The following is a 25,896-nucleotide window of genomic DNA, read 5'->3' as shown; positions in this document are numbered from 1 at the left end:
TTATTAATACTTTAATATATAATCATCAAAGCTTGCTGCAATTTTTTCCTTAGGCGGCAAAATCAGAACCTCTTCATAATTAAGCTCACCATTTAATATATTCCTGAGTAAATTCGGGCTTCCCTTAACCTCTTTATATTCCCAGTTGAAATACTTTGCGCTTATCTTTGTAACCCCTCTGTAATACTCCTCATTTCCTAAAATACCCCAGTTTACAAGGACGGCACTGTTATATTCCTTTACAAAGCTGTGCTCCAATTCCATGAGATAGGCAGCCTTTTCACTGCCATATTTCTTTTCATATCTTTTGTATAAAGCATCGAATCTTTCAGCTCCCGGCTGAAATCCCCTTTCTATCCACCCGGGAGAATACATAAAGCCTCTGGCATTTTCCTCATGATATTTTTTAAAGCCTTCTTTTGAGCCAATTAAAAGGGTGCCGCAATCATGAGCCCTTGGTATTACTAACGGAACCTTGCTGCTTGATAAGCCAATGGTTCCGTTTCCGCACAAGCCATACATAAGTATTATATAATCATAATCCTCCGGCCTGTCTGGATGACTGTAGGGAAAACCCTTATTTGCCTCATCTATTTCTTTTTGAAGTATTTCCGCCATTTTATTTGGTTTGCTGTGGAGCCCCTGATGCATAAAAGTCACATCTACAAAGCATTTTGACTGGCTGCTTAAATAAGATATCTCCCTGTTTAATACATCACATGCTATAACCTTTAGCTTAATCATTTTTATTCCCCCTTTGACATCATTATAGCCTATTTGGATTTTAAAAAATATTAATATAACAATAAATATACCGGCTGATCCGGTATTAGAATATCATATTACTTATAGATACTTTTTAATATGTTTTGTATCATATAATTGTATATATTGCATTTTATACTAAAGCTTGGGAGGGTTATCATGGATCAGAAATATAGTATTAGCAGGGCCGCGAAAATCCTTGGGCTTTCAAGTGAGATGCTAAGATATTATGAGAGACAAGGTATTATAGCCCCGGAACGGGCAAGCAACGGCTATAGGTATTTTTCATTTAAAGACATAAATATGCTGATGGGAGCCAGAAGATATCAGGGAATGGGTTTTTCCGTAGAAGAAGTCGGAGTACTGATAAACTTCGCATCTTTTAATGATATTCAACAGAATTTAAATGAGATGGAAAAGAAGATTACAAAAGAAATCCGGTGGAAGCAGCTGATTCTTGAAGCTGTAAAAAAGCAACAGAATGGATATGAAAAATTAAAATGCCTTCATAATAAATATATTATAAAAACCAATCCTGCCGTCTATCGAATTCATACTCAATATAATGAGCTTTTTTCCATTAGCCAAACTACATTATCCCGTTGACAAATGGATTTCATTGATGCCTGTAGTTCAAATTTCTCCTGAGTTTACAATTGATTCCGTATATAATAATCTTGATGATTATAATTTTGGACTTATGATTGACCAATCTTTAGCAGAAGAATTAGAGCTTACAGACACGCCCGGAATAAAGTTAATTCCATCACAAACATGTCTTACAACAGTTATAAGCAGTGAAGGAGCAGGGCATATAATGGCCAGCATGCTTCATGACGCTGTTAATTATATGGAAGACAACGGTATGAAAATGTGCGGAAATGCATGGGGCAGTACCATTGGTTCCTACTCGGAAGGCAATATTCATAAAAGATATCATGAAATTTACATACCAATAGAATTTATAAGATAGTTTCATTGATAAAAAAATAACCTTTTTATTGACTTTACAACAATTATAAAGTTTATTATGGTCTTAGATCCTGGATCATAATAAATGAAAGGTGGAGGAAATCAAATGAAACTATTTATAAAAGGTCTTGCATTTATCCTGTCAATAGTTATGGTAGCGTCAGCTATGACAGGATGCAAGCCCTCATCAGGAAATCCAACAGGAGGCCAGCCGGCAAATGCGGTGTATAAAGCCGGTACATACGATGCATCGGCGGCGGGAAAAATTGGCGATATTTCTCTATCAGTTACTTTTTCGGAAAGCAGAATTGAAAGAATTGATATTGTAGATCACCAGGAAACCCCCGGTATATCTGACCCTGCATTAGAACGCATTCCCAAAGCTATTATCGATAATCAGTCTCTTGCAGTCGACGCTGTGGCAGGAGCAACAATAACAAGCAACGCAATATTGACAGCCGTTGAAAGCGCTGTTGTTAAGGCCGGCGGCAACGTCGATGCCCTTAAAGTTAAAAAGGCAGCAGATAAAAAAGCCGAAAATATTGAAAAGACCGCTGATGTTATTATTATCGGCGGCGGCGGAGCCGGTATTTCTGCAGCAGCTTCTGCAGCAGAAAATGGAGCTACCGTTATACTTATTGAAAAATCGGCTTCTCTTGGCGGCAATACCCTTGTTTCAGGTTTTGCATGGAACGCAGTTGACCCCGAGATACAGGGGAAAATAGATACAATGCCAGGCCAGCTCGATACTTTAAAAAGCATATTAAAATTGGATGAAAAAGAGTTTGGTAAATTCTCGAATACATTGGTTACTCTTAAAGGCCAAATCAACAATTATCTTGCCGGAGACACTTCAAAAATGTTTGACTCCGTTGAATTCCATATGATTCAGGCATACATGGGGGGGTAAACGCCAAGATAAGGATGGCAACTGGGTAGAAGGAGACTTTGACCTTCTAAAGACTTTGGTCACCAACAGTCTTCCTACATATAAATGGGTGCAAAGACTGGGAGGCAAGTTTTCGGATACATTGACCGCGCCCGTAGGAGCAATGTGGACAAGAGGACATAATCCTGTCGATAAAAAAGGCATTTTTGATGTATTATCCAACTACGTAGTAAATACGGTGAATAACGGCAGCGAAATAATGATGGAAACAAAGGCCGAGAAGTTAATTGTTGAAAACGGAAAAGCAGTGGGTGTCAAAGCTTCCAAAACCGACGGGACAGAGGTTGTTTTACATGCTAAAAAGGGAGTGATTCTAGCCACCGGAGGATTTGGAGCAAATCCTCAGCTTTGTGCGGAATACAATACCTACTGGCCTTCAATTCCTGATGACATAAAGACCACCAATGCTTCCACGAGTACAGGAGACGGCATTATAATGAGCAAAGAAATAGGTGCCAATCTTGTAGGTATGGGATTTACACAGCTTATGCCTACTGCAAATGAAAAAACAGGCTCATTGACGGACGCACTGTTGGTTGCTCCTCAAAACTATATTTTTGTCAATAAAGAAGGAAAGCGTTTTGTCAATGAATATGCCGAACGCGATGTTCTTTCATGGGCAGCTTTAAGTCAGCCGGATGGAGTATTTTATACAATTGCCGATAAGGATATGGCTTTATCAGCTCAAAACCGCCCAACCCAGGAAATGATTGATAAGATGGTGGAAGATAAGCTTATATACAGGGCAGACACCCTGGAGGGATTGGCAGATATTATAGGCTGTGACCGTGCTACTTTTGTTAATAAAATCAATAAATATAATTCATATGTAAAGAGCGGCACAGACCCTGAATTCAATAAAAACGTATTTCAGATGGAAGTCAAGAACGCTCCGTTTTACGCTTGCCCTGCCAAACCTGCCATCCATCATACAATGGGCGGAGTACAGATTAATACAAACGGCCAGGTAATCGACGCTAAAGGCAATGTTATACAAGGGCTGTATGCGGCAGGTGAAGTGACCGGCGGCATACATGCAGGCAATCGCCTTGGCGGAAATGCAATTGCAGATATATTTGTTTTTGGACGCATTGCAGGCAAAAATGCAGCATTAAATAAATAAATTTAAATTCAGAACAGCAAAGAAAAGAGGGAGTATCGCTATTAAGTTTGCGGCACTCCCTCTTTAACTGTAATTAAATTAATTCCTTGGCTTTTATTGCTGCGCCGCCTGCATCACGGGCATATGCATCTGCACCGATGGATGCTGCAAATTCCGGAGTTATGGGAGCTCCGCCTACAAGGACTTTAAAGCCTGTTTTGCCGCTTGCTTTAATGGATTCCACTGTTTCTTTCATTGCCGGCATAGTTGTTGTTAAGAGGCCTGATAAAGCCACTACTTTAACATCAGAATTGGCTTCAATGGTTTCCAAGAATTTTGCTGTGGGAACGTCAACTCCCAAATCGATAACATCAAAGCCTGCGCTTTCAATCATAAGGGCAACAAGGTTTTTACCTATATCATGGAGGTCACCGGCAACTGTGCCGATTATGCATTTTCCTAATGATACTGAGCCTGCACCTGCAAGTGCGGGTTTAAGTACATCCACGCCTTTTTGCATTGCTTTTCCGGCTACAAGCATTTCCGGAACAAAGATTTCTCCTGCAGAAAATTTATCGCCTACCACTCCCATAGCTTCAACCATGGCTGCGAGTATCTCGGTAGCTGCATTGCCCTCGTCCAGTGCTTCCTGAACCTTACCCGGAACAAGTTTGGTTTTCCCTGCTGCAACAAGATCTTTTACTTCCTGAATTTTTGACATTTTATTTTCCTCCTTTAAAATATTTTAAATTTGGGCCTATAATTTACGTCAATACTTTAAAACATTACAGAACTCATTCTGTCTATTTCTTTGCTTACTGCTTTATATACATCGGTAGCCCCCGGGCCGCCTCCGCACATACTTGGTATGTAGTAAAGCTTTCCGCAGCTTGTGCACATCTCTTCAACCTCTCTTGCCACAAGCTCGTTAGTCCAGTCAAGCACGTCAACTATTCCGTTGTTTATGCCCCCCATAAAGGAGATTTGACCGCCGTATTTTTTTACCAGCTCAGGCAGGTTGTTTGATTTTAATCCCCCCTGCCATATGTCAATTCCCATCTCAATCATATAAGGGACAAGGTTGGCGGCATAGGAATCGCTATGGTGTACTATAAGTTCCACACCGTGGGATTTATAATATCCGTATAATCTTTTAAATGCGGGCACTATGAATTCTTCAAACATTTCAGGGGACATGAAGGAGTTAATCTGGCTTCCCCAGTCATCATGATGGAGTATGGCTTCAGGTTTTAGGTGCTTGCAGACAAGTTCAGCATATTTTATCTTCCAGTCGGTTATGTAATCAATCAGCTCATGCATCGCTTCCGGCTCTTCATAGAAGTTTAATAGTGTAGTATCTATGCCCATGAGGTAATGGGCCTGTTCGAATATTCCCGGTGCAATGAAGAAAGTCAGAAATTGTTCATTGCGGTCGATTTGCGAGGCCTGAGCCTTAACATCATCCCAGGCACTGTCCGGGACATCTAAGCTTGGGGCATGTACTACTTCTTTCCACCTTGTAATATCCTTTACAACTTTATGCTCATAATCGTGTACCGGGAAAGGTCCGGGTACATTTGCCGGCCAAGTGGTTGTAACTCCCCAGGAATCCACTGCATCAGGGCCGCCTCTTTCAGCTCTGGTACGCAATTTACATGGATCACCCATCACGCCTCCGAAGGCTTCCCACTGGTTGACGAACCTGTCAGGCTTCCCCCCTCTTATAGTCTCCAAAAGATTTTGCCTTTTGGTTAACATTAAACCTACCTCCTTTTATATGCTTATCATAAGGTTTTAACCTTTTAATTCAGCTTATCCAGAGCTTTTTTCAATATACTTTTTAGCTTATCCGGCTCAACATTAAATACTATTGCTACGCCTTCAACATTTGCGTATTCACCTTTTATATGCTTGATGCTTGATTCCTCATCTGTGATTGAAATCATACAGCTGTCTCCCTCAGAAACAAGGTAAGCTTTTATATGGCCTATTATTCCGGATATTTTATTAATCTCTGAAGCGACTTCCTTTATGCAGTCATCCAATATTTTGACTGCTTCGTCATAAGGCTTATCAATTTTTATTTTATATGAGCCTACAACGGACATCTCATGTGTAGAAACGCTTATAGTTTCTTCTTCAAGACTTAAGCAGTCACAAGTACAATCATGGTCGTGGTGTTCATGATCGTGATTGTGACCATGATCATGGTCGTGATAATGATCATGGGAATGATCATGAATGTGTTTTTCTTCCATTTATACCGCTCCCTTTTCAACCTGACCTAAAACTTGGGTCAGAATATTACTATCTATAGGTTCAATGGCACTTACATGGAAAAATTGTGCCGTATTGTTAAAGGTTTTTACTGATTCATCCACTTCTATTAGTGTATCCGAGTCAATTGCATCCACTTTATTTATGAGTATTACGTCAGCATTTTTAAGCTGGTCTTTTAAAAGAAGCTCCATGGGCTTTAAAAGGCGCTTCCATCTCTTTGCATCGGTGACGCAGCAAATCCTGCAGTCTATATCCTTTATGGATTCCTCAAGGATTTCCTTGATGTTATTGGGGTATGCAACCCCTGTAGACTCCATTATTATATAGTCAGGATTCATATTTTTCATAATATCCAGCACATTTAAAACCAGCTCGCCGGATATAGTGCAGCATACACAGCCGGAAAACATTCCTTCTACTTTATAGCCTATTTTGCTTAAGATTTTATCGTCTATACCCACTTCGCCGATTTCATTTTCTATTATTACAACTTTATAAGGCTTGTCAGGGTTTTCACCTGCCATAAATTTTGCCAGCTGAATAACAACGCTGGTTTTACCCGACCCTAAAAAACCGCCCATTATGAGGATTTTCATTTTCTCCGCTCCTTTTATTTTTATAAATATATCAATCTCACTTCGGGGATTCATTATTATATATTTGTTTGGAAATTACATTATTACTATATAAGGCTGAATAAATAATTTTCTTTGAAGTGCAAATAACGCAGGAAGGATTTGTCATATAATCTACAATTATATTCTACACATAATTCCTATATCCTTCCAGTATTATTTATACAGTTTTTATGATAAGCGCTATATTTCATAATCAGCTGATATTCTCTTATCCCTCACCTTGTTTACAAACTCTCCTGCTTTTATGTGCTCCGGATGGGCCTGGTATACATTTAAATCTTCAATTGTTTCGAACTCGGAATATAAGGCAATATCAAAAGCGCTTTCCGATTCACTGAAATTTATTCCTACTTCGATGAATTTTATCTCTTTTATTTTATCTTTAAGCCCTTCCAAGCTCATTTTTACTATCTCTGCATTTTCTTTTTTGCTTCTGCCTTCGGCAAAATCCTTAAGGGTCCACATTACTATATGTTTAATCACTTTTTCCTCCCAAATTATGTAATATTAATAATTATATCTTTATCATATCATTTTCGTGCGAAATCTTGTATAATTTATATGTGGTTTTTATAGTTCATTATTTGAACTATGAAAACCGCTTTACAAAGGCAATTTAAAAGCAGACAAAATGTTTGCATAAAAAAGGGGGATTACTTATGTCAAATGATACTTTTAACATCCAAGCTTATCTCGAGAGAATAAATTATGAAGGAAAGACCGATGTTTCCTATGAAACCTTGTATGGTATTCACTTAGCCCATACTTTCAATGTTCCCTTCGAAAACTTAGACGTGTATTTAAGAAGGCCTATTCCATTAGACAAGGAATCCTTATTTAAAAAGATAGTTTTAAATAAGAGAGGCGGATACTGTTTTGAAATGAACGGCTTGTTTTCCTTTGTTCTCCAGGACTTAGGCTTTAAGGTGTCAAATCTTTTGGCAAGAGGCACAAGGGATGGCATAACTTATTCTCCTAAAACCCATCAGGTGCTTATGGTGGAACTTGACGGCAAAAGATATCTGGCAGACGTAGGATACGGCAATGACGGCATAGAAGCGCCTGTTTTAATGGAGCCTAATTTGGAACAAAAGCATTTCCATAATACTTACCGCATTTTGGAAGACCCCAAGGTAGGTTATATATTGCAGCGTAAGGTGGATGATGGCTTCCGTATTATGTATGCTTTCACATTGGAAGAATGCTCCCCCATGGATTATGTCATGTCCAACCATTATACAGCAACTTATCCCGAATCCCTTTTCATCAAAATAAGGCTGTGCACCATGCCTTCAAAGGAAGGCCGCATCACTTTAACGGACGGTAATCTTAAAGTCATAAAGGACGGCACAATTACTGAAACAAAATTGTCCGGTGATGAAAAAGAATTCAACGAATTATTAAAAAAATACTTCAAGCTTGATATGGAAACAGTATAAAAAATAAGGCTGTTGCATTATGAACACTCAATTCGCTATGTTCAAGTTCTGCAAGTTCTAAGGCTCCCTGCCTTGAAAATACAAGAATTTTGATAACTCGCTATCGTTCAGACAATCTAAAATTCTAAGTATTTTCTTCGGCAGCGTCACCAAGAACTTGTTCAGAACTCTCACAATGCTCATTTACGTTGTTCAAAATGCAACAGCTTCTTTATTTTTTTATTTTAAAGAACGGTTTATTGCACATAAAACCCCTTTTATGGATGCTATGTTTATATTGCTTTCTATACCCACCCCAAATACATGGCCGCCATCAGGCCTTTTAAGCTCGATATATGCTACAGCTTTGGCATTTGAACCGGTTGATATGGCATGCTCGTGATAGGATATGAATTCATACCCTTCTATTCCCACCTTGTTCAATGCATTAAAGAAAGCATCGATAGGCCCGTTTCCTTCCCCTTCTATGTTCAATTCTTCATCACTTTTTCTGATGCTTCCTTCAAAGTGAACAAAGGAATTTCCGTTTTGACCGCCTTCTTCGATTTTATGCCTTCTCAATGAAAAAGGTCCTGTTATCTTTAAGTATTCATCGTTGAATAAATCCATTATATCCTGGGCTGATAATTCCTTGCCTGTCCGGTCAGCCTCAGCTTTGACAATATTTCCGAACTCAGGATGCATAGCTTTTGGCAGATTGTAGCCAAAGTTCTGTTGCATTATGAATGCGGCACCGCCCTTTCCCGACTGGCTGTTTATTCTTATGACCGGGTCGTACTGACGGCCTATGTCTGATGGATCTATGGGAAGATAAGGCACTTCCCAGTATTCGGTTCCGCTATCTTTCATATATTCAAAGCCTTTGTTAATAGCATCCTGGTGAGAACCTGAAAATGCCGTGAATACCAATTCCCCGCCATAGGGCTGGCGTTCGTGAACCTTCATCTTAGTACAGGCCTCATAAACCTCCTTTATATGGTTTATATCGCTGAAATCAAGCCTGGGATCAACACCCTGGGTATACATATTAAGACCTAATGTTATTATATCCACGTTTCCCGTCCGCTCGCCGTTTCCGAAAATGGTTCCTTCAATTCTGTCTGCCCCTGCCATCAATGCAAACTCCGCATCGGCAATACCGGTACCCCTGTCGTTATGTGGATGGATGCTTATGATTGCCGCCTCCCTGTTGGGCAGATTACGGCAGACATACTCCACCTGGTCCGCAAAATGATTGGATGAGCTTACTTGAACTGTTGAGGGAAGGTTTATAATTATTTTATTGTCTTTAGTGGCGCCTATTGCTTCCATGACCTTGGCACAAATTTTTACCGAATTTTCAACCTCGGTGCCGGAAAAGCTCTCGGGTGAATATTCAAAGCGGATGCTGGTACCCTTATCGGCCTTGGCTGCCAGCTGCCTTATTAGCCTTGCTCCCTTTACAGCTATATCTATTATGCCGTCCATATCCTTTTTAAACACAACTTTCCGCTGAAGGGCGGAAGTGGAATTATAAAAATGCACAATGACATTTTTAGCTCCCCTTATGGCTTCAAAGGTTTTTTCAATGAGGTGCTCCCTGGCCTGCACCAGGACCTGTATCGTTACATCATCAGGGATTAAATTCTGATCAATTAAAGTCCTTAATATTTCGTACTCTGTTTCAGAAGCTGATGGGAAACCTACTTCTATCTCTTTAAAACCCATATCTACAAGGAGCTTGAAAAAAGTCACCTTTTCCTGAAGATTCATAGGTTCTACAAGGGCCTGATTGCCGTCGCGCAAATCCACGCTGCACCATATGGGTGCACGGTCAATTGCCTTATCCGGCCATTGCCTGTCTTTAAGATTAATAGGTACAAACGGAATGTATTTTTCAAATGCTGCTTTCATAATTCTTACTCCTCTCCATTCATACAAAAATAAAAATCCCCGCCCCAATATAAGGGGCGAGGATAATATAATCCACGCGGTACCACCCAAATTCAGCCGTAAATACGGCTCTTTGTAACCTCCAACAAGGCCTAGCTATTAACGCTGCTAAACGTCCTGACCTAATAAAAATATTTTCGGCCAGGCGACTCTGGGACGAGTTATTTACATAGGGTACGGCACCGGTTTTCACCAAACACCGGCTCTCTTTTGCTCGTGCACATATGTTTTATTCCCTTCACAGTCTTTAGGGGTAACTTACCAATATTTATTTTCATTATTATAAGACAATAATATTGCCTTGTCAATTGTAAAAACTATTTTTCTTTATTTTAAAAATTATGATAGTAATCATAAAAAATATTGATTATAATCATCATAATACTAAAGGTAAGGGAGGTATTAATAATGCTGAGTTATGTTGTAGCTGTTTCTCGAAACAATGTAATAGGAAAAAACAATAGTTTGGCCTGGCGACTGCCGGATGACGTTAAATTTTTTAGGGAGAAGACTTTGAGTGAGACAAAAACCATGATAATGGGCAGAAAAACCTTTGAATCTTTGCCCAAAGTCCTTCCCGGAAGAAAGCACATAGTTTATACCCGCGATAAAAATTATAAAATAGATGACCCGAATGTTGAAATCATACACACCATAGATGAAATACTGCCTTATGCAAAGTCCGATCAAGAATATTTTGTCATAGGCGGAGGAGAAATATTCAAAATGCTTTTCCCCTATACCCAAAGGATGTATTTAACTGAAATACATGAGAATTTTGAAGGCGACACATTTTTCCCCGACTATGATAAATCACAATGGAAGGTTACAGAAAAAAAGGAAGGCACCATTGACGAGAAAAATATTTATCCTCATACTTATTTGACCCTTGAAAGGGTATAAAATATATATTCTTATTTTATCCATAAAGCTCCGGAAAACTTTTCGGAGCTTTATTTTTTATGTATAAAGCAAATTCCGCTGCAAATAATAAATTATAATTGCGGAGGTGAAATATAATGGCGCAAATATTGCTTTGGATTACATTCTTACCACCCTGGCTTTTAATACTGCCATTGGATAAAAAACGCGTCAGACGCTTTTTATCTGTTGCATTTTTTACTTTGCTTTTAACCTCAATTAACTGGCAAATTGGTGAGGTAGTAAATTGGTGGGAAGTACCTAATAATTTGTTCTTTCTTACAAATATCTCGGCCTTTAACTACGGGTTTCTCCCCGTTGTAACCATTTATGTGTTTTATTTTACCTATCCTAACCCCTGGCTATTTTTCGGGGCTAATATAATTATAGATGCAATACAGGCATTTATAATAAATCCTTTTATTTTTCAGAAACTGGGACTTATAAAAATGATTAATATGAACAATTTTGAAGCATTTCTTCTAACTATTATGCTGGTTCCAATTATTTATTTCTATCAAAGATGGTACGATAAAGAATAATAAAGCTGAATATCATACTTAGCGCATATCTTTTCTAAAATATCTCCCATATATGTACCTTTCTAATAAGGATCTTTATGGAAACCCAAATTTCCTTTATTGCTTCCTGGGATTTTTTTATTTTTCCATGAACTGTTATATATTACAATGCATTTAACCGTCATTTAGCCGGTCCTTTGTTGAAGTGAGCATTTTTTATATCATTCAGTTATATATTGCCCTTCATTTAGCCTGCCTTTTTATGTCTTAATTTTAATGCTTCACTAAAATTTTATAAAAATATTTGAATTGAGTCGTATTAAGTAGTAAAATTTAAAATATTAGATATCTAATTATTAGAGTTCTAACCTTTATTATATATTTTCGGGAGGTTTAATGGTGAAAAATGAAGTTACAGAGCCAAGGACCGAAACACTCCATATGGCCATAATAAGGCTCAACCGTATCCATAGAAAAAGAAGGCATGAGGAATTTATAAAAGTAGGCTTGACCGAAGGTCAGCCAAAAATACTGGATTTTCTGCTTCAAAATGACGGATGTATTCAAAGAGAATTAGCTGAGAGCTGCCACATCGAGCCGGCCACAGTAACCAGCATACTTGCAAGCATGGAAAAAGCGGAGCTTATAAGGAGAGAAGCCGATCCAAAGGACAGGCGAGTGCTTCGGGTATTTTTAACTGATAAGGGAAGAGATAGCCAGAAAAAAGTTGAAAAATTATTTGATGCTTTAGATGAAGAATGCTTTGCCGGATTTTCTGAGGAAGAAAAAAGGCAAGCTATAAACATCTTAAGCAGGCTTCATAACAATATGACCAACAGAGAGGGCAAAGATGTTTAAGCTATTGAAAAATATAAAAGGCTCAGCAATAATTTTTGCAATTTTAGCTCCCCTTATGATGTTTGTAGAAGTTTATATGGATCTTATGCAGCCAAAATTTTTGGCAGATATTATAGATATTGGCATTGCGACCAATGATACCTCTTATGTATTTTCAACGGGATGGAAGATGATTATAGCAGCCTTCATAGGATTTATAGGAGGCAGCGGCTGTGCGGTATTTTCCGCCATGGCAGCCATGAATACGGGTGAAAAATTAAGGCAGAGGCTCTTTGATAAAATACAGACCCTATCCTTTTTGGAAATTGATAAGTTAAAAACCTCATCCCTCATTACCCGCCTTACCAATGACGTGTCCCAGGTACAGGCCATGGTTCTCATGTCCTTAAGAGTGGCTGTACGCTCCCCTTTATTATGCCTGGGAAGCATTATAATGGCTGTTACGTTAAGTAAAAAACTCTCCATAATATTTTTAGTGGCAATCCCTCTTATACTTTTCTCCGTCATTATAATATTGAAAAAATCCTTTCCTCTTTTTACTTTGGTACAGGAAAAAATGGACAATGTAAATACAGTCATGCGTGAGAGCATATTAGGGGTCCGGGTCATAAAAGCCTTCACCATAGAGGATAAGCACAAAGAACGCTTTGAACATACAAATTATAACTTGATGAATATGAGCATAAAGGCACAAAACATGAATATCATACTGTGGCCGGTAGTTACACTGGCTATGAACTTAAGCGTAATTGCAGTATTATGGTTCGGCGGAAACATGACTATAAAAGGGGACCTTGAAATAGGAAAAATCATGGCTTTTATAAATTACCTTGTCCAGATAATGAATTCACTTATATCCGTTGTCATGCTGGTCTTAAATTTTTCCCGTGCCAAGGCATCTTCCGAAAGGATCAACGAAGTACTGGAAACCGTCCCCTCCATTCAGGATAAAATTGACTCTGTCGATATGAAGGGCTTTGATATTGAATTTGAAAATGTATCCTTTAAATACAATGAACACAGCGAAAATGTATTGACGGATATATCTTTGAAAATAAATGCAGGCGAAAAAGTAGGCATTATTGGGGCTACAGGCTCGGGTAAAAGCTCTTTTGTCAATTTGATTCCCAGGCTTTATGACCCCACAGAAGGAAGGATAAAAATCGGCGGAACGGATATAAAAAATATAAAAGTTAAAGACCTTAGAAAAAACATAGGAGTAGTCCTGCAGGACAGTATTTTGTTCTCAGGAACCATTGAAGATAACCTTAAATTTGGGAAACCCGGAGCTGATAAGAATTTCATGGAAGATGCTGTAATGGATGCCCAGGCTTCTGATTTTATAATGGAAAGGGACGAAAAGTTCAAAAGCACCATAGAGCAAAGAGGAAAGAATTTTTCCGGGGGACAAAAGCAGCGCTTATCCATTGCCAGAACGCTTATAAAAAATCCTAAAATACTTATAATGGATGATTCCTCCAGCGCCCTTGATATGGCAACGGAATTAAGGCTTCAAAATGCCATAAAAAAGAGGATGGCAGACACCACGGTTTTAATCATAGCCCAGAGGATTTCAGCTGTAATGGATGCGGATAAAATTATAGTTTTAGATAACGGCAAAATATCCGCCATAGGGACTCATAATGATCTTTTAGAGAAAAATGAAATATACAGGAGCACTGCCGTGTCCCAATTGGGTGAGGAGGTGCTTATCCGTGTCTGAGAGATCCATGCCTACCATAAGACCGGACAGAGGCGGCAATATGGCGCGCTTCAACAAAAAAACCGAGAAACTTAAAAATCCCAAAGTAACCGCCAGAAGATTGCTGACCTATCTTAGAGGTAAAATGAAAATCCTTATATTCACTTTTTTACTGTGCCTCGTATCGGCGGTGATAACTATTGAAGGCACCCGGCTTAACGGTTATACAGTGGATAACTTTATAGAAAAGAAAGATCTATCCGGCTTATTGAATATTTGCATAATCTTAAGCGCAATACATCTTGTAAATGTAGTTTCTACCTATATACAAAACAGGCTGATGGTTAAAATAGCTCAAACTACCTCTTCGGATATAAGAAGAGATTTGTATAAAAACATACAGCAGCTGCCTTTGAAATATTTCGATACTCATTCAAGCGGCGATTTGATGAGCAGGCTTACAAACGACGTTGACAATATAAATATGATATTATCTCAAAGCGTTACCCAGCTTTTCTCAGGAGTTATAAATATCGTGGGAACTTTGGCTGCCATGCTTTTTTTAAGTCCCCTTCTGACCCTTATCGGCGTAGCCACAGTGCCTTTAATGTATCTGCTTACCAGTATCATAGTTAAAAAGACACAGCCTTATTTTGTAAAGCAGCAAAAAGAGCTGGGCAATTTAAACGGATATATAGAGGAGAGGATTTCAGGACAAAAGGTCATTCTGCTCTTTGGCCAGGAGGAAAATGCAAAGGAAGAGTTTTCGAAGATAAACAAAAGTCTTACAAAAAGCTCCACCTTCGCCCAGGCTTTATCCGGCTCCATGGGCCCGGTTAATAATTCATTGAATAATCTCACCTATTTGATATTGGCTGTAACAGGAGGATACCTCATACTATCAGGCGTCGATATAACCATAGGGATGATTTTTACCTTTATACTTTATATGAGAAATTTCGCCCGCCCCATCAATATAATAATGTCTACCTTCAACACCATTCAGTCGGCACTGGCAGGTGCAGAGAGAGTATTTGAAGTTATTGATGAAGACAAGGAAAAGGACAACGATGGTGCAAAGGATATCGAGATTATAGGCAAAGAGGTGGTATTAAACAAAGTCAGTTTCTCGTACGAAAAGGATAAAAAAATCCTGAAAGATGTAAGCTTAAAAGCCACTAAGGGTAAGACTATCGCAATTGTAGGCCCTACAGGTTCAGGAAAAACCACGCTTATAAACCTGCTTGCCAGATTTTACGATATAGACAGCGGTGAGATAACCATTGACGGCGAGAATATAGAAAATATTAAAAGCCATAGATTAAGGCATTCAATTTCCATGGTTTTGCAGGATACCTATCTTTTTTCAGAGTCCGTTAAAGAGAATATACGATATGGAAGACTTGATGCCACCGATGAGGAAATCGTTGAGGCAGCTAAATATGCCAATGCCCATAGGTTCATAATGCAGCTTCCGGATGGATATGATACACTGCTATCCGATAACGGCAGCAATTTATCCCATGGCCAGCGGCAGCTTTTGGCAATAGCAAGGGCGGTATTATCTAAATCATCAATACTTGTCCTTGACGAAGCCACCTCCTCTATCGATACCCGTACAGAATTAGCCATTCAGCAAGCCATGCTTAATTTAATGAAGGGAAAGACTGCCTTTGTTATAGCCCACAGATTGAGCACCATAAGAAATGCTGATGAAATACTGGCATTAAAGGATGGGGAGATAATCGAGCAGGGCACCCATGATGAGCTTATGAAAAAGGATGGTTTTTATTCCAGCCTTTATAACAGCCAGTTTAAAGGTATAGAGATATAATTTTAGGAGCTGCTGCATTATGAACAACGTAAATGAGCATTGTGAGAGTTCATAATGCAACAGCCTCTTTATCTTTTTGGATTATGGGGAAACCATCCCTTTTTAACCCTCTTTTCCTGCTCAAATAATTCCTTAATACTCCACAGCAATGAAAACCCAAGCACTGATATGAGGGCAGATAAGATTGTGTCTTTTATAAAAAAAGAAAGTAAAATGCACAAAAAACCTGCGCCTAAAAAATAAGGCCATGCTTTTGTGCCAAAATAATATTCCGCCTTTATGACCACAGGATGCAATAAACCTATAATTAAAAAGCAGCCGGTGCCTATTATAACTCCGCTTAAATTCATATATCATTCCTCCCCTTTATAGTTATTAACACCTTCCCTAAACTATGTGCACATTATTAACGATTTTATATTAATGTACAAGTTATCTGGCATATTTGTCAAGTATTCACATAAGTTAAGTATTTTTAATATACTAACATGACAATATTTTTATGGAGTAAATATATGCATTATTTTAGAGAGGAGTCAAACCTTCAACCATCACTTGATCCTGAAAACCCCACAGATATCATGCGCCATGATATGCTTTACAATGCCCTGGTCTCTGCCGGAAGAGCTGATGATTACCGCCACATTGTAAGCCTTCTTGTTCCTCCCCAGGACATAACCAATTGTGCCGATACCGGCGGATTCAAAGATATAAAGGTAGGCATCATAGGCGGAGGCTTATCCGGCATGGCAGCAGCCTTTGAGCTGAGAAAATTGGGATATGACATAACTATATTCGAACCTAATACCGAACGCATCGGAGGAAGAATATACACCCATTATTTTGACAAGGATAAGGGTTTATACGGTGAATTAGGTGCCATGCGCTTTCCCATATCCCATGAAACTACCTGGCACTATATCAATCTCTTTAAATTAAATACAGCGCCTCTGATAAACAGAGACCCAAAATCCTTGATTTTTGTTAGAAATGTCAGGGTAAGAAATGATACTGCAGGCAGTAACATAACACACAACATCTATCCCTTGTTTGATTTGAACCTCAAAGAAAGAAGCACTCCCTGGCCACATCTTTTCAACCATATTTCCGATTATTACTTATCTACCTTGCCTCCTGAAATCAGAAAGCAGTTTTTAACATTGATGCCCAGATATGACTCAAGATTTGAAAGAATAATAAATATGAGTATACGCCAGGCCATAAGCCAATATGGTTTAAGCTCCGAAGCCATAAATCTTATAATAAGCATAATGCCCATAATAGGCTCCATAATGGACAGCAGCTATGAAGCCACATTAAACAATGACTATACCATGGATTTTTTAAATCTGTATTATATACCCGGCGGAATGGTAAAGCTTCCCATGGCATTTTATAAATCCCTGACTTCCCCCGATCCCGAGGAATATCCCGGCATACCAAAGGAGCATTTAGGGAAAGTAACATGGAAAAGGGGGTTTGCGGTCTACGGGATTTATAAATCCGAAAGAGGCGGCAAGGTCGTACTTAAATATCGCCCCTATCCCGAAAAGAATGGGGACAGCAATTTATATGAAAACTTCGACTATGTTATTTGTGCCATTCCACTTTCCCTTTTAAGACTGATGGATATATATCCATATTTCAGCGGAAAAAAGATGGAGGCCATAAGAGATGTAAATTATTATGATTCACAAAAAACCCTCTTTCTTTGCAGCGAAAGGTTCTGGGAAAAGCAGGGTATTTACGGCGGCTCATCCTATACAGACAGGCTTATAAACATAATATCCTACCCCCAGGATCACGCCTCCCAATATCGATCCGGCGATTCCGGCGTGCTTTTGGCATCATACAACGCCGGGCAGGATGCAGTAAGGCTGGGCCATACCATAAGTACCGAGCAATATAGGATTATAAGGGAAAACGTGGAGCAGGTACATGGACTTCCTGATGGTTATTTGAATAATATCGTCAAAGATGTAAAAACTGTGGATTGGGTTAATGAGCCCTGGGCTAAGGGCGGTTTTCAGATGCTTTTCTCGGGCTCTAAAGTGGATTTTCTTTATATATCCTCTACTCCTGAATACGATAACAGAGTATTTTTTGCCGGCGAGCATGCTTCAACAAAAAATGCCTGGATACAAGGTTCGCTGCAAAGCGCCATGCAAGCGGCAAACAGCATTGCCCATTATTCACAAATACACAGATTTAAGCTGTAAAACACATTAAAAGCTTTTTAATTATATTAAAAAGCTTTTAATGTCTTCTGATATTTCTTTTGTTTCTTCAAAGCCCTGCTGATAAAGGTCCTTTAATTTAGACGGCTTCTTTTCAAAACGGCCTACGGAAAAAGGTCTCTTTGGAGCTAAAACCAACGCTTTTCCTTCAGATTCCAGCTTTTCAATGAAATCAATAGTCTGGTTGTAAACTTCATGGCGCTTATCTAATACGTTTATCATCTCAGGATAGCTTTTATATATTTTGCGGTAAATGTTTTTAAATCTCTCGGGAGATTTTTTATATCCTCTGTTGTGAGTCAATACGATAACCAGCTTTTCGCAGCCGTCATCAACAGCCTTTTTCACAGGTATGGGATCCGAAGTTCCTCCGTCTAAATATTTTCCTCCCTCAAATTCAACTATGGGAGAAAATACCGGTATGGAAGATGAAGCCCTAAGTATCATGAAATTGCCGCACATCTTTTCCTTGTTGAAATAGACAGTTTTACCTGTCATTATATCGGTGACTCCCGTTAAAAAGTCCACTGTAGATTTCTTAAAGGCATCATAATCAAACAGGTCCAGTTTATTTGGAATTTCATCGAAAATAAAATCCATACCAAAAAGAGAGCCGGTTTTTAAAAAATTATACAAGCTTAAATAGCGCCTGTCGCCGATAAAATTTAAAAATATTCTTTGGTTGCGCTCTAATTGCCTTGATATATATGAAGCAGCATTACATGCTCCTGCCGACACCCCGATAATATAATCAAAATCTATGTTTTCCTTTAAAAACAAGTCGAGAATTCCTGCGGTATACAGACCCCGCATACCTCCTCCCTCTAAAACCAATCCTGTTTTCACTCAATAGCCCACCCTTCCGGCAATTTTTATAATTAATCCTGCCTATTTATTTTAGCATTACTCTATCCTGTTACCTAAAATTATAAACATTATTCCATGTTGATTATTGTAAATTTTTTTGCTGAATTAAAAAATATTACACATGTGGAAATACTTGTTGACATGCTTTATAATTAGTATTAATATGTTAGAAGAATCTAACTTTTATATTTAAAATTAATTTCTGCCGGCAGGTAGCATTTTTTAAAGATATAATTGAGAATGATTATCAAAATTTAATATAATTCAAAGGAGAGATTTATATGAAAAAATTATCGGTTATTTATTGGAGCGGAACCGGAAATACACAAATGATGGCTTCTGCAATATCAAAGGCAGCCTCCGAGGAAGGATTGGAAGTCAATGTTATGAGCGTTGACAAAGCCGATAAAAACGCTGTCCTGGATGCGGATATAGTTGCCTTTGGCTGCCCTTCCATGGGAGCTGAGCAATTGGAAGAGGCTGAGATGGAACCGTTTATATCAGAAATCGAACAGGAAAATATTGCTGGAAAGCCTATGGCATTGTTCGGCTCCTATGAATGGGGAGACGGCCAGTGGATGGCAGACTGGGAAGATCGTATGAAAAAGGCCGGCGTAAATCTTATAGACAAGGGTCTTATTATTCAAAGTACTCCGGATAATGACGGCCTTGAAAGGTGCGAAGAATTGGGGAAAAAGCTGGCCTCTTATTAATAGGCGGAGAGAATATATGGACAGGGAATTGAGATTAAAGTTTTCAAAAGCTTTGAGTAGCATGGAGGGGAAGAACTATATACATTCAATAATAGCTTACAATGCCGCTGCCACAATTGAGGGCTTTAAACCCTCCTCTCTCATGACATTTACATCTCGCGGCAAGGATGCCGCAGCTTTGTGGAAACTTTACGGGCAGGGTGTATGCACTGATTTCAGTCTGGATTATTTTGAATTAAAAAACGAAGATGATCAAATAATCGTACTTTTTTACCGCAAAAAAATGCTGGAGCGCCATATGAGTAAAAAATCCAACCAGCCTTTTATGCAAAGAATGGGATATGGTACAGCTGTTGATTTAGAGCAGAAGCTTCAGAAATTGAAACAGCGGTTTGAAACATTATGCCCCCATGAAATAGGCATATTCTTGGGAATCCCTGTTGAAGACGTGGAAGGGTTCATAAGCCACAAAGGGAAAAATTGCCTCATATGCAGATACTGGAAGGTCTATGGCGACATTAAGAGGGCAGAGGTCCTCTTTAAAATTTACGACAAGGCAAGGATCAACATGGCTGAATTTTTGATTAATTTAAAGACTAACATTTTAGCAGAGCAAGCATAATTATTTGCCTGCTCTTTATTTTTATTAAGCAGTAGGGTATACTATATTAAGTGAAAAAATTGTCACTTTAATCAAGTATTCACCTTATACCACAATCCAGAATAATGGAGGGATAAACGTGGAAAAACTTTCATTCTCAATGGAAAATTATTTGGAAGCCATATATGAGCTGTCAGGCGAGGGCACGGGAGCCCGTGTGTCGGATATCGCAGGACGTATGGGTGTAACAAAAGCCAGCACCAATCGGGCTATGACGGCACTGGCTGAAAAAGGCCTTATAAGCAATGAAAAATATAAAGAAATTTTTTTGACTTCCGAAGGTTTAAAGCTAGCAGAACTTACTTCAAGAAAGCATCATGTAATTGAAAATTTTTTGGTTAAAGTATTGAAGGTACCGCCTGATATCGCACAAACAGATGCCTGCTCCATTGAACATGTCATAAGCAGTGATTCTGTGGCAGCCATGGAAAACTTTATTAAAGAATATAAGGAATAATAATTAACAGAGTCTATCTATTGCCGTTTTATACACTCCACCCCAGGCTTTTTTGCTGGACTGTATATAGTCTCTCATAAAGCCCGTTATTTTTAATCAGTTCTTCATGGGTGCCTTCTTCCGATACTCTGCCCTTATCCATAACTATTATTTTATCCGCACCTGCAATGGTTCTTAACCGATGAGCTATTATAATAACTGTTTTACCTTCAATAAGCTTTGAAATGGCTTGCTGAATCAGAACCTCATTTTCCGGATCCAGGGAAGCTGTTGCTTCATCCAAAAGAACAATGGGAGCATTTTTAAGCAATGCACGGGCTATGGAAATTCTCTGCCTTTCTCCTCCTGATAATGTACTTCCGTTTTCGCCGAGGATGGTTTCATACCCGTCCGGCAGGCTGTTTACGAATTCATCGCAGCAAGCTGCTTTTGCAGCTTCAATAACCTGCTCCGTTGATGCATTTATATTGCCTATCCTTATATTATTGTAAATTGTATCGTTAAAGAGGACCACATCCTGAAATACGAAGGACATATAGCTCATTAAATGTTCCGGATCTAATGACTTTATATCAACTCCTCCTATTTTTACAGCACCTTTATTCACATCCCAAAACCTTGCAATAAGCTTTGATATAGTACTTTTTCCCGAACCGCTGGGCCCTACCAGTGCCGTTATGCTGTTTGAAGGAATGGATATAGTTACATCCTTTATTACTTCCTCGCCGGAAGTCTTTCCGGTGTAGCCGAAGGATACATTTTCAAAGCTTATATCGTAATCCTTTATTTCCTTTTCTGTGTCCCCCTCCATAACCGGTGTGGAAAAGAGAGCCCTCATGCGGCTTGTGGAAATCTGCATATATAAAAGCTCCGGAAGCAATGTGAGTATTGTAAGAATCGGTCCATATATCCTGACCACAATTAAAAAGAACATCAGCAAAGGGATTAATTCAATTTTTCCTCCTGCCAGAAGGTATGTGCCTGCAAAAACCGTAAGACCCACTCCCGCCTGAACAATTATTTGGGCTCCGGTGACAAATACTCCTGCTCCGAATTCCATCTCTATTGCCATCTTTTTCATTAATTTAAGAGCATTATCCAGTGCAGAAAATTTTGAACCCATTAAATTGCAGGACTTAATGACTTTAATACCCTCTAGGTATTCCTGTACCTGATCCGAGGCCTTAAGTTTAGATTCTACATGCTTCTCTCCCAATCTTTTCTGGATTTTTCTGCTCAACACTATAACTAAAAATGCTGCCGGAACTGTGCAGAATATTGTCAATGCCAGACTCCAATTAAACATAGCTAATAAAAAACAAACTATTGTAATGGATATTGCATTGGCAAAAAGTTGGGGGATTATATGGCTCAGTACATGTTCGCTTGTGGCACAGTCTCCCATTATATTTGTAGTAAGCTCGGATAAATCCTTGGAATTAAAGAAGCTCATAGGCAGCTTCCTTATATGTTCCGCAACACCCACCCTGGTTGCCTCAGATTCCATATAAGATGTCACATAGGTTTTTTTATAATCATTTTTATTTGCTAAAAATACAATTACTGCTGCTATAATGCCCAGTCCTAAAAGCAGCCACATTTTTGACCAGACTATTTCTTCTCCCATAAATGGCTTTAATAATTCAGTAAATATCTGAAGAGTAATGGTAAAGGGGAGCATCAGGGATATGTTGGTAATGGTGCAGGCCGTGATAGCCTTTTTCAAATCCGAGTATCCCTTATCGGTAAGCATCAGCTTTTCCTTCAAATTAAACATTTACCTTCATCTCCTTTCCAGCGTTGATTTTCCAGTCAAGGGCCTTTGTATACATATACCACATATCGCCGTATTTTCCCTTTCTTTTTATCAGCTGTTCATGTGTTCCTTCCTCAACTATCCGGCCCTTATCCATGACAATGATTTTGTTGGCGCTTCGGACGGTAGAAAGACGATGAGCAATTATTATAACTGTTTTGTTTTTCATCAGCTTTTCGAAGGCTTTTTGTATCAGGTGTTCGTTTTCAGGATCGGCAAAAGCCGTTGCTTCGTCGAGGATAATAATCGGAGAATTCTTTACAATAGCCCTGGCAATGGCTATTCGCTGCTTTTCTCCTCCGGAAAGATGTACACCCTTTGTACCTATTACAGTGTTATAACCGTTTTTCAGATTTTCAACAAACTCGTGGCATTGGGCGGATTTGGCAGCAGCTATCACCTCTTCATCCGAGGCTTTTTGATTTGCAATTCTTATATTATCCATTATGCTTTGTTTAAACAGGAACACATCCTGGAACACAAAACTGATCTTATCCATTAAATAATCAAGCTTCATATTCCGTATATCAACACCGCCGATTTCTATACTGCCCTGGGATACATCAAAAAACCTGGGGACCAGATGAGCAATAGTGCTTTTTCCGCTACCCGAAGGGCCAACTATAGCAGTGATCTCTCCCTGGTTAGCTTCAAAGGATACATTTAACAAAGCCTGATTCTCCTTATCTGTATCGTAGGCAAAGGACACATCTTTAAATTCAATTTGACAGCCGTCGCTAGTTATCGTATCATCAGGCTCCGGCAGCTCTTTCCTTTTTAATATGTCATCCATACGTTCAATGCCTCCGGATATCTGCATTCCAAGTCTTGATACGTACATTGTCTTTAACATAACTGAAGAAATAGACGGTACAAATAGCAGATAAAAAATAAAAGTAAGGGCATAAGCTGAATAATCATCAGTATTTAACCCTATAACTATTCCTACCGGTATCAGAAATAAATATATATTGTTTATTACTGTGGTAAAGGCTGACATGTAGTTTTCCCAGCTTAAGGTAAATGGAATGACAAAATCCGTATAAGCCTTAATAGTTTCCCGGAGTCTTCTAAAAGAATACACTGTTTGTCTGAAGGCCTTCACCACAGAAATTCCCCGTATATATTCTACCGATGCATTATTCATATCCTCCAGGGCATTCTGGTATTTATCCATCATGGCTTTGGAGCCTTCATTACCGTATGCTGCAAATTGCAGAATAAATGCTGTTATAATTCCTGCCAGAGCTGCCAGGCCGAAGCGCCAGTCAACTGAAAGTAAAATGGCAATCATGACTGCAGGCGCCACAGTAGACGCTACAAGATCCGGAAACTGGTGGGCAATAAACCCCTCTATCTTTTCAATATTCTCATCCATAATCTTACGCAGCTTTCCGCTGCCGAAATTTAGATGAAAACCAAGGGGCAGCCTGGCTATATGATATGCAAAGTTTACCTTAAGCTTATACAGCGTACTGAATGCCGCCAGATGGGAGCACATTAATGCAATAAAATAAAGCAGCACATTTCCAATTACTCCGCCGAAGGCAATCCACCCATACCCCAGCATCCTTTGAGTATCAAGATTTGAAAAATCCGGATAAATATTTATGATTTCGCGGACAATGCTGAAAATCGAAATATAAGGGACAAAGGAAAATACTGATGCCAGTGCTGAAAAAATTGCAGAGCATATTATAAGGAGCTTCTTGGTAGCAGCCAGTTCCATAAGCCGTGCCATTCCATTTTTTTCATTGGCAGATTCTTTGTTTTTTTTCTCCATCATAAAACCTCTTTCCTTTAAAATTTTAATAAATCAATTGACGAAAACCTTTTCCCGGAACTTTTTTATTAGAAAATGAGTTGTCTAACAACAAGGTTAGATTACTCTAACTAAAATATAAATAAAACAGCCTTCCGGCCAAAGTTTAATATATTAAATTGTAAATATTATACCAGAACAAAATCATGTCCTCTGCTCCGTTCAGCCGTTACATGCTCCATTCAGACATCAGGTTTTTATAAATACCTACTTTACTTTTATTAAATAAATGGATATTATAAAATTGAGTTAGCTTTATCTAACTAGCTATTGCAGCAAGTTGTATATTTTATTTTGAATTTCCAGGATATATAAATCGGAGGGAATATGCAAGCATCTGAAAAAGAAAAGAACTTTTACGGCCCAAACATTAAAATTATAAAAAAGAAAGAAGGTTGTACTGTATACAGGATGATGACTCCCGGAGGTGAAGGGGTCATGACAAGCCATATGGTATTTCCAGGAATCGAATTGGTATATAATGACTTCCATACTTCCAGCTGCTTTCATAATATTTATCCTAAGGGAGAAATCATGGAAATCAACCACTGCAGGGCAGGGCGGTTCGAATGTGAATTCAGAGGCGGATCTTATGGTTATTTGGGAGAAGGAGATCTTTCGGTGAATATGTTGAGCAACCATGTTATAAATTCAAGTTTCCCGCTGGATCATTACCATGGCGTAGCTGTAATCATAGATTTTACAGAAGCTTCACAGGGCCTTTTATCTTTTTTAGACGATATTTCAATTAACCTTTATTTGCTGCGTGACAGATTGTGTCCGGACAACCGCTGCTTTATAATGAGGGCAAAGGAAGAGATACAGCATATTTTTTCGGAGCTTTATACCGTTCCCGAAGAGATACGCAAAGGATACTTTAAGCTTAAGATATTGGAACTCCTATTATTTTTAAGCGTTGCCGACATACCAAGGCAAAGTGAGCCGGATAAGTATTTTACAAAAAATCAAGTTGAAACAGTAAAGGAAATTAAAAAATATATAACAAATAATATGGATAAAAGAATTACTTTAACTGAATTATCATCAAAATTTGGTATTGGCCTTACCACTATGAAACTTTGCTTTAAGAGAGTATACGGCACTTCAATTTCAGCTTATATAAAATATTACCGTATGCAGGCTGCCGCCCTGCTGCTGCGCCAAAGCAATGACAGTGTCATGCATATTGCAGCCAAAGCCGGCTATGAAAACTCCAGCAAATTTGCTGCTGCATTTAAGGAGATAATGGGAATTCCCCCCTTAAAATTTCGTAAAAATTTAAGCCTCTTTAATGGCGGCAAAGAGACTTAAGTTGTTTTTACCAGTCTTTTTTAGCCGGTATCAATATATTGATTTTGAACTTAGGTGAATCCACGTCCTTGCTTTCCACAAAATTTCCGGGCTGCCTGC

General features: G+C 38.8%; 25 protein-coding genes, 1 pseudogene and 1 other annotated feature. Of the genes and pseudogenes, 15 read left to right on the top strand and 11 right to left on the bottom strand.

Features of this window, described 5'->3' with window-relative positions; translation table 11 throughout:
• Nucleotides 1-3 precede the first annotated feature (3 nt).
• Nucleotides 4-744, bottom strand: a complete 741-nt coding sequence (locus OXPF_RS16770; RefSeq protein WP_054876382.1) for a DUF1638 domain-containing protein — start codon at nucleotides 742-744, stop codon at nucleotides 4-6.
• 180 nt (nucleotides 745-924) lie between these two features.
• Here OXPF_RS16770 and OXPF_RS16765 point away from each other — a divergent pair, with 180 nt between their 5' ends.
• The 4 genes and pseudogenes from OXPF_RS16765 to OXPF_RS23190 form a co-directional block, all read left to right on the top strand.
• A complete protein-coding gene (locus OXPF_RS16765; protein WP_054876381.1) occupies nucleotides 925-1,371 on the top strand; it encodes a MerR family transcriptional regulator in 447 nt (148 codons plus the stop codon).
• Nucleotides 1,331-1,738: a hypothetical protein gene (locus tag OXPF_RS16760; protein WP_160317249.1), complete on the top strand. Its 408-nt coding sequence runs from the start codon at nucleotides 1,331-1,333 to the stop codon at nucleotides 1,736-1,738. The genes OXPF_RS16765 and OXPF_RS16760 overlap by 41 nt, the downstream gene beginning before the upstream one ends.
• 105 nt (nucleotides 1,739-1,843) lie before the next feature.
• On the top strand, nucleotides 1,844-2,647 hold the full coding sequence (locus tag OXPF_RS23195) for an FMN-binding protein (RefSeq protein ID WP_242854441.1): 804 nt from the start codon (nucleotides 1,844-1,846) through the stop codon (nucleotides 2,645-2,647).
• Nucleotides 2,648-2,690: 43 nt separating this feature from the next.
• Nucleotides 2,691-3,809: pseudogene (locus tag OXPF_RS23190) on the top strand (FAD-dependent oxidoreductase); the annotation flags it as partial.
• A 73-nt stretch (nucleotides 3,810-3,882) separates the two neighbouring features.
• Here the strand turns inward: OXPF_RS23190 and OXPF_RS16750 are convergent.
• The 5 genes from OXPF_RS16750 to OXPF_RS16730 all read right to left on the bottom strand — a co-directional run bounded on the left by OXPF_RS16750 (nucleotide 3,883) and on the right by OXPF_RS16730 (nucleotide 7,189).
• Nucleotides 3,883-4,509, bottom strand: a complete 627-nt coding sequence (locus OXPF_RS16750) for a corrinoid protein (RefSeq protein ID WP_054876379.1) — start codon at nucleotides 4,507-4,509, stop codon at nucleotides 3,883-3,885.
• Nucleotides 4,510-4,565: 56 nt separating this feature from the next.
• Entirely contained in the window at nucleotides 4,566-5,546 is a 981-nt protein-coding gene (locus tag OXPF_RS16745) for a uroporphyrinogen decarboxylase family protein (RefSeq protein WP_054876378.1), read from the bottom strand.
• 44 nt (nucleotides 5,547-5,590) lie between these two features.
• The gene (locus OXPF_RS16740) at nucleotides 5,591-6,046 is read right to left on the bottom strand and encodes a hypothetical protein (RefSeq protein WP_054876377.1); all 456 of its coding nucleotides are present in this window, start codon (nucleotides 6,044-6,046) and stop codon (nucleotides 5,591-5,593) included.
• Nucleotides 6,047-6,664: a GTP-binding protein gene (locus OXPF_RS16735; protein WP_054876376.1), complete on the bottom strand. Its 618-nt coding sequence runs from the start codon at nucleotides 6,662-6,664 to the stop codon at nucleotides 6,047-6,049.
• Between the two features lie 222 nt (nucleotides 6,665-6,886).
• Nucleotides 6,887-7,189 carry a Dabb family protein gene (locus OXPF_RS16730; RefSeq protein WP_054876375.1) on the bottom strand — a complete coding sequence of 101 codons (303 nt, stop codon included), beginning with the start codon at nucleotides 7,187-7,189 and terminating at the stop codon, nucleotides 6,887-6,889.
• Nucleotides 7,190-7,365: 176 nt separating this feature from the next.
• Here OXPF_RS16730 and OXPF_RS16725 point away from each other — a divergent pair, with 176 nt between their 5' ends.
• Complete coding sequence (locus tag OXPF_RS16725) at nucleotides 7,366-8,145, top strand: arylamine N-acetyltransferase family protein (RefSeq protein ID WP_054876374.1); 780 nt, start codon at nucleotides 7,366-7,368, stop codon at nucleotides 8,143-8,145.
• 219 nt (nucleotides 8,146-8,364) lie between these two features.
• Here the strand turns inward: OXPF_RS16725 and leuA are convergent, their stop codons facing one another.
• On the bottom strand, nucleotides 8,365-10,038 hold the full coding sequence (gene leuA, locus OXPF_RS16720; protein ID WP_054876373.1) for a 2-isopropylmalate synthase: 1,674 nt from the start codon (nucleotides 10,036-10,038) through the stop codon (nucleotides 8,365-8,367).
• A 49-nt stretch (nucleotides 10,039-10,087) separates the two neighbouring features.
• Nucleotides 10,088-10,328 (bottom strand) — a binding site (T-box leader).
• Nucleotides 10,329-10,485: 157 nt separating this feature from the next.
• Between leuA and OXPF_RS16710 the strand changes: the two genes are divergently transcribed.
• From OXPF_RS16710 to OXPF_RS16690, 5 genes are all read left to right on the top strand, one after another.
• The gene (locus OXPF_RS16710) at nucleotides 10,486-10,980 is read left to right on the top strand and encodes a dihydrofolate reductase (protein ID WP_054876371.1); all 495 of its coding nucleotides are present in this window, start codon (nucleotides 10,486-10,488) and stop codon (nucleotides 10,978-10,980) included.
• A 116-nt stretch (nucleotides 10,981-11,096) separates the two neighbouring features.
• Nucleotides 11,097-11,540 carry a hypothetical protein gene (locus tag OXPF_RS16705; protein WP_054876370.1) on the top strand — a complete coding sequence of 148 codons (444 nt, stop codon included), beginning with the start codon at nucleotides 11,097-11,099 and terminating at the stop codon, nucleotides 11,538-11,540.
• Between the two features lie 378 nt (nucleotides 11,541-11,918).
• Entirely contained in the window at nucleotides 11,919-12,377 is a 459-nt protein-coding gene (locus OXPF_RS16700; protein WP_242854439.1) for a MarR family winged helix-turn-helix transcriptional regulator, read from the top strand.
• Nucleotides 12,370-14,100, top strand: coding sequence for an ABC transporter ATP-binding protein (locus tag OXPF_RS16695; RefSeq protein WP_054876368.1), 1,731 nt, complete (start codon nucleotides 12,370-12,372; stop codon nucleotides 14,098-14,100). Before OXPF_RS16700 ends, OXPF_RS16695 begins: the two co-directional genes overlap by 8 nt.
• A complete protein-coding gene (locus OXPF_RS16690) occupies nucleotides 14,093-15,913 on the top strand; it encodes an ABC transporter ATP-binding protein (protein WP_242854438.1) in 1,821 nt (606 codons plus the stop codon). The genes OXPF_RS16695 and OXPF_RS16690 overlap by 8 nt, the downstream gene beginning before the upstream one ends.
• Before the next feature lie 68 nt (nucleotides 15,914-15,981).
• Here the strand turns inward: OXPF_RS16690 and OXPF_RS16685 are convergent, their stop codons facing one another.
• A complete protein-coding gene (locus OXPF_RS16685) occupies nucleotides 15,982-16,263 on the bottom strand; it encodes a DUF4491 family protein (RefSeq protein ID WP_054876367.1) in 282 nt (93 codons plus the stop codon).
• 165 nt (nucleotides 16,264-16,428) lie between these two features.
• Here OXPF_RS16685 and OXPF_RS16680 point away from each other — a divergent pair, with 165 nt between their 5' ends.
• Nucleotides 16,429-18,132: a flavin monoamine oxidase family protein gene (locus OXPF_RS16680; protein WP_083480014.1), complete on the top strand. Its 1,704-nt coding sequence runs from the start codon at nucleotides 16,429-16,431 to the stop codon at nucleotides 18,130-18,132.
• 21 nt (nucleotides 18,133-18,153) lie between these two features.
• Here OXPF_RS16680 and OXPF_RS16675 read toward each other — a convergent pair whose 3' ends face one another.
• Nucleotides 18,154-18,996 carry a patatin-like phospholipase family protein gene (locus tag OXPF_RS16675; protein ID WP_054876366.1) on the bottom strand — a complete coding sequence of 281 codons (843 nt, stop codon included), beginning with the start codon at nucleotides 18,994-18,996 and terminating at the stop codon, nucleotides 18,154-18,156.
• Nucleotides 18,997-19,298: 302 nt separating this feature from the next.
• Here OXPF_RS16675 and OXPF_RS16670 point away from each other — a divergent pair, with 302 nt between their 5' ends.
• From OXPF_RS16670 to OXPF_RS16660, 3 genes are all read left to right on the top strand, one after another.
• Nucleotides 19,299-19,730, top strand: coding sequence for a flavodoxin (locus tag OXPF_RS16670; protein ID WP_054876365.1), 432 nt, complete (start codon nucleotides 19,299-19,301; stop codon nucleotides 19,728-19,730).
• 16 nt (nucleotides 19,731-19,746) lie between these two features.
• Nucleotides 19,747-20,352 (top strand): DUF3793 family protein, encoded by a 606-nt coding sequence (locus OXPF_RS16665; protein ID WP_054876364.1) that lies wholly within the window; start codon nucleotides 19,747-19,749, stop codon nucleotides 20,350-20,352.
• A gap of 118 nt (nucleotides 20,353-20,470) precedes the next feature.
• Nucleotides 20,471-20,848: a metal-dependent transcriptional regulator gene (locus OXPF_RS16660; RefSeq protein WP_054876363.1), complete on the top strand. Its 378-nt coding sequence runs from the start codon at nucleotides 20,471-20,473 to the stop codon at nucleotides 20,846-20,848.
• 28 nt (nucleotides 20,849-20,876) lie between these two features.
• Here OXPF_RS16660 and OXPF_RS16655 read toward each other — a convergent pair whose 3' ends face one another.
• Nucleotides 20,877-22,625, bottom strand: a complete 1,749-nt coding sequence (locus tag OXPF_RS16655) for an ABC transporter ATP-binding protein (RefSeq protein WP_054876362.1) — start codon at nucleotides 22,623-22,625, stop codon at nucleotides 20,877-20,879.
• The gene (locus OXPF_RS16650) at nucleotides 22,618-24,447 is read right to left on the bottom strand and encodes an ABC transporter ATP-binding protein (RefSeq protein ID WP_152967791.1); all 1,830 of its coding nucleotides are present in this window, start codon (nucleotides 24,445-24,447) and stop codon (nucleotides 22,618-22,620) included. The genes OXPF_RS16655 and OXPF_RS16650 overlap by 8 nt, the downstream gene beginning before the upstream one ends.
• Before the next feature lie 366 nt (nucleotides 24,448-24,813).
• On the opposite strand from OXPF_RS16650, the gene OXPF_RS16645 reads away from it, so the two are divergent.
• Nucleotides 24,814-25,797 (top strand): helix-turn-helix transcriptional regulator, encoded by a 984-nt coding sequence (locus OXPF_RS16645; protein WP_054876360.1) that lies wholly within the window; start codon nucleotides 24,814-24,816, stop codon nucleotides 25,795-25,797.
• Nucleotides 25,798-25,896: the final 99 nt, after the last annotated feature.

The organism is Oxobacter pfennigii (assembly GCF_001317355.1).
Lineage (GTDB): Bacteria > Bacillota > Clostridia > Clostridiales > Oxobacteraceae > Oxobacter > Oxobacter pfennigii.
This window is presented reverse-complemented; position numbering and strand designations above follow the sequence as displayed.